Origin of the sequence: Roseovarius sp. (assembly GCF_040223625.1) — a bacterium.
Classification (GTDB): domain Bacteria; phylum Pseudomonadota; class Alphaproteobacteria; order Rhodobacterales; family Rhodobacteraceae; genus Roseovarius.
On record NZ_JAVKFX010000044.1, the window covers coordinates 1 to 4,416 of the forward strand.

Sequence of the window (4,416 nt, forward strand, 5' to 3'; positions counted from 1 at the left end):
AGCGTCTCGATCAGGCAGGCGGTCTGGATCGTCATGTGCAGCGACCCGGCGATCCGCGCCCCTTTGAGCGGCTTGGCCTCGCCGTATTCCTCGCGCAGGGCCATCAGCCCCGGCATCTCCGTCTCGGCGATGTCCAGCTCCATGCGCCCGAAGGCGGCCTGCTTGATATCCTTGACGAGGTAATCCTTTGCCATCTGGCGGCTCCTTGCAAATCCCGTTGTTGCGAGCCAGATACCACCAGCCTCTCACGCGGGCAATGCGGTAATCCTCCGACCCACCGCAGGCTTGCCTAAGACTTTACAATCTTGCCATCCCGCCGCTATGACTGCCCGCGTTTTACCCATCGGACCGGAGACCCAAGTGGCCAAACCCCGCGCCTGGCAAAAGATGCTCTCGGGCCGCCGGCTCGACCTGCTCGACCCGACCCCGATGGATATCGAGGTCGAGGACATCGCCCACGGCCTCAGCTTCGTCGCCCGCTGGAACGGCCAGACGCTCGGCGACATGGCCTATTCCGTGGCCGAGCATTCCCTGCTCGTCGAACGACTCTACGCCCGCCTCAACCCCGCCGCCCCCGCGAAATGGCGCCTCGCCGCGCTGCTGCACGACGCGCCCGAATACGTCATCGGCGACATGATCTCGCCGGTGAAGGCCGCCGTCGGCCCGAATTACGACGAGCTCGACAAGCGCCTTGCCGCCGCCGTCCACCTGCGCTTCGGCCTGCCCGCCACCATCCCGGCCGCGGTCAAGAAACAGATCAAGAAGGCCGACAAGATCAGCGCCTGGATGGAAGCCACACAGATCGCCGGCTTCTCGACACAAGAGGCCAACCGCTTCTTCGGCCAGCCCGACCCGGCCACCATCGACGGCCTGCGCATCCTCCTGCGGCCGCCCACGGAAACCCGCGCCGCCTATACCGCACGCCATGCCGAGCTGCTGAAGGAGATGGGATGATCCACATCCGCCCCGCCGGCCCGATCGACGCCGCGCCCATGGCCGACCTCCTGAACGCCATCATCGCCGCCGGCGGCACCACGGCGATGACCGACCCTGTCACGCCCGCCATGCTCAAGGACTGGATGCGCGCCACCCCCGGCACCGCCGCATGGCACCTCGCCGAGGACAATGGCGGAACCCTCCTCGGCTTCCAGTGGATCGAACCGAAAGACGCCCTGCCCCCCGAGGCCTGCGATATCGCCACCTTCGTGCAGATCGGCCGGGCCAAGCTCGGCATCGGCTCCGCCCTCTTCGACCGCACCCGCGACGCGGCGATATCCCTGGGCTACCGCTGGATCAACGCCACGATCCGCGCCGACAACACCGGCGGCCTCGCCTATTACCAGAGCCGCGGGTTCGAGACCTACGATATTCGCCGGAACGTCCCCCTGCCGGGCGGCGTAACCGTCGACCGCATCTCCAAGCGCTTCGACCTCTAGGCCCTTAACGCGGCGACCGCTTCGCCAAGATCCGCTGCAAGGTCCGCCGGTGCATGTTCAGCCGCCGCGCCGTCTCGCTCACGTTCCGGTCGCAAAGCTCATAGACCCGCTGGATATGCTCCCACCTGACCCGGTCGGCGCTCATCGGGTTCTCCGGCGGCGGCGGCAATTCATCCTCCGTCGCCAGAAGCGCGTTGGTGATATCCGTCGCATCGGCCGGCTTCGACAGGTAATCCGTCGCCCCGATCTTCACCGCCGCCACGGCGGTGGCAATCGCGCCATACCCGGTCAGCACCACGATCCGCGCATCGGGCCGCTTCTCGCGGATGGTCTCCACCACGTCGAGCCCGTTGCCATCCTCCAGCCGCAGGTCGCAGACCGCGTAGGCCGGCGGCCGCGCGGTGGCGATGGCCTGCCCGGCGGCAACCGATCCGGCGGTCTCCACCTCGAAGCCGCGCTTCTCCATCGCCTTGGCCAACCGCTTCAGAAACGGCTCGTCGTCATCGACCAGCAAAAGGGATTTGTCCTCGCCGATGTCGCGCTGCATGTCCGCCATTCCGTCCCTCCCGTGAACGCACCCGGCGTGCCGATAACCTCTATCGTGCAGCACGTCGTGCGTCAAACCATCGCACCGGGCTCAGCCGGCGTCCAGAAAGCATTGCACCCGGTCCGCCATCTCCTCGGCCGACGTGTCGCGGCGGAAGAAATCGACGAACCCGGTCTCTGGCAGGACAAGATAGGTCATGGTCGAGTGATCGACGAGGTAATATTCGTCATCCTCGTCGTCATGGGCGCTGTAATAGGTCCGGTAGGCCTGGCTCGCCGCCTTGACCTGTTCCGGCGATCCGGTCAGGCCCAGCATCCGCGGATGCAGGTTCGCGGTAAAGTCGTCCACCACCTCGGGCGTGTCCCGTTTAGGGTCGACCGAGATGAAGACCGGCTTCACCATCTCGCCCTGTTCCTCAAGGATATCAACGGCCTGCGCATTGCGCGCCACGTCGACCGGACAGACATCCGGGCAGAAGGTATAGCCGAAATAGATCAGCGCGGGCTGGTCGATCACCTCTTTCTCGGTCACCGTCTCGCCGGTCTCGCTGACCAGCTCGAACGGCCCGCCGATGGCCCCCGCGCCGCCCGCGACATTTCCGCCCCGGCACTGCGCGAACTGGTCGCCGCCATCCTTCCAGAATCCGAGCCATGACATCCCACCAACGAAAACAATGGCGATTGCAGCCGCGCCGATGGCGATGATCCGTGTCATGGGGGACCCTTTCATTTCCGGGGTTCTTTTCGTGTTGCCGCACATCTAACATCGCGGGTGGAAACTGCAACGTCCCCCGGGTCACATATGGCGGAACATGCAACGGCCCCGGCCAACACGCGCGACAGCGACAACTGGATCCGGTTGCGCACGCTGGTGCTGCTGCGCTGGTGGGCCATCATCGGCCAGATCTCGGCCCTGATCGTCGCCCAGCGGCTCTACAATCTCGAGCTCGAGATCGGCCTCTGCTACCTCGCCATCGGCGCCTCGGTCATCTCCAACCTCGTCGCCGGCTTCGTCTTCCCCGAGAACAAGCGCCTGACCGAATCCCAGACCCTGCTGGTCGTGCTCTTCGACATGCTGCAACTGGCGCTGATGCTCTACCTCACTGGCGGGCTGCACAACCCGTTCTCGATCCTGATCGTCGGGCCCGTCACCGTGTCCGCCTCGGCGCTGTCGTCGCGCTCCACGCTGTTTCTCGGCGTGATGTCGATCCTGATCGTCACCCTGCTCATTCCCTTCCACCTCCCCCTGCGCACGGCCGAAGGGTTCTACCTCCGCGTGCCCCAGATCTTCCTCTTCGGCAACTGGTTCGCCATCGTCATCGCGGTGATCTTCCTCGGGGTTTATTCCCGCTGGATCGTCTCGGAAATGCGCGCCATGGCCGAGGCGCTGCAAGCCACCCAGATGGCGCTGGCACGCGAACAGAAGCTGACCGATCTCGGCGGCGTGGTCGCGGCGGCGGCGCACGAGCTGGGCACGCCGCTCGCCACCATCAAGCTCGCCAGCTCCGAACTGGCCGAGGAGCTGGCCGACACCCCCGACCTGCGCGACGACGCGCTGCTGATCCGGGAACAGGCCGACCGCTGCCGCGACATCCTCCGTTCGATGGGCCGCGCCGGCAAGGATGACCTGCACCTGCGCCGCGCCCCCCTCTCGGCCGTGGTCGAGGAAGCGGCCGACCCCCATATCGACCGCGGCAAGGCCATCCATTTCGAACACGCCCCGGAAGAAGGGTCCGAGGCGTTCCAGCCCGAGATCCTCCGCCGGCCGGAGGTGATCCACGGCCTGCGCAACCTCGTGCAGAACGCCGTCGATTTCGCCCGCGCCGATGTCTGGGTCGAAAGCCGCTGGTCCGATGACGAGATCACCGTGCGGATCATGGATGACGGGCGCGGCTACCCGCCGCACCTTCTCGGCCGCATCGGCGACCCGCTGATGCGCCGGCGCGGCGGCGGGCGCGACCCGCGCCGCCCGGAATACGAGGGGATGGGCCTCGGGCTCTTCATCGCCAAGACGCTGCTGGAACGCTCCGGCGCCGCCCTCAGCTTTGCCAACGGCACCGAGTCCTTCCGCCACCGGCTCGACCGCGCCCAGCGCACCGGCGCCGTGGTCGAGGTCCGCTGGCCCCGCGCCGCCATCGCCTCCGACACCCTGCCCGGCATGCCCCTGGGAGAGAACCAGCCTATACGGGCATGACGCCACGGCATTCGGCTGCAGGTTGCAATCATTAAAGCGTTTCGATTTTAACCTGCGACATATCCGGCAGCCTTGAAGAAGTTCCAACATTCGTTGGGAGAGAACATATCGCAGATGTCTCCGAGGACTTCGAAGAGGTCTGTAAAGGTTCTGGCGCCGATCCTGCGCAGGTGCGCCTTGAGTTTCGAGAAGGCTTGCTCGATGGGGTTCAGGTCCGGGGAGTATGGCGGCAGGTAGAGG

Annotated in this window: 7 protein-coding genes; 3 read left to right on the forward strand and 4 right to left on the reverse strand. The window is 66.1% G+C overall.

Features of this window, described 5'->3' with window-relative positions:
- On the reverse strand, positions 1-194 hold a 194-nt coding region (locus RLN94_RS13290; protein ID WP_350130190.1), incomplete at its 3' end, for an adenosylhomocysteinase.
- Between the two features lie 193 nt (positions 195-387).
- Here RLN94_RS13290 and RLN94_RS13295 point away from each other — a divergent pair.
- Positions 388-954, forward strand: a complete 567-nt coding sequence (locus RLN94_RS13295; protein ID WP_350130192.1) for an HD domain-containing protein — start codon at positions 388-390, stop codon at positions 952-954.
- Positions 951-1,436 carry a GNAT family N-acetyltransferase gene (locus RLN94_RS13300; RefSeq protein ID WP_350130188.1) on the forward strand — a complete coding sequence of 162 codons (486 nt, stop codon included), beginning with the start codon at positions 951-953 and terminating at the stop codon, positions 1,434-1,436. Before RLN94_RS13295 ends, RLN94_RS13300 begins: the two co-directional genes overlap by 4 nt.
- A 4-nt stretch (positions 1,437-1,440) precedes the next feature.
- On the opposite strand, the gene RLN94_RS13305 is transcribed toward RLN94_RS13300, so the two are convergent.
- Positions 1,441-1,992 carry an ActR/PrrA/RegA family redox response regulator transcription factor gene (locus RLN94_RS13305; protein ID WP_350130186.1) on the reverse strand — a complete coding sequence of 184 codons (552 nt, stop codon included), beginning with the start codon at positions 1,990-1,992 and terminating at the stop codon, positions 1,441-1,443.
- An 81-nt stretch (positions 1,993-2,073) separates the two neighbouring features.
- On the reverse strand, positions 2,074-2,697 hold the full coding sequence (locus RLN94_RS13310; protein WP_350130184.1) for an SCO family protein: 624 nt from the start codon (positions 2,695-2,697) through the stop codon (positions 2,074-2,076).
- An 87-nt stretch (positions 2,698-2,784) separates the two neighbouring features.
- On the opposite strand from RLN94_RS13310, the gene regB reads away from it, so the two are divergent.
- A complete protein-coding gene (gene regB, locus RLN94_RS13315; protein WP_350130182.1) occupies positions 2,785-4,176 on the forward strand; it encodes a sensor histidine kinase RegB in 1,392 nt (463 codons plus the stop codon).
- A gap of 47 nt (positions 4,177-4,223) precedes the next feature.
- On the opposite strand, the gene RLN94_RS13320 is transcribed toward regB, so the two are convergent.
- On the reverse strand, positions 4,224-4,416 hold a 193-nt coding region (locus tag RLN94_RS13320), incomplete at its 5' end, for a transposase (protein WP_350169093.1).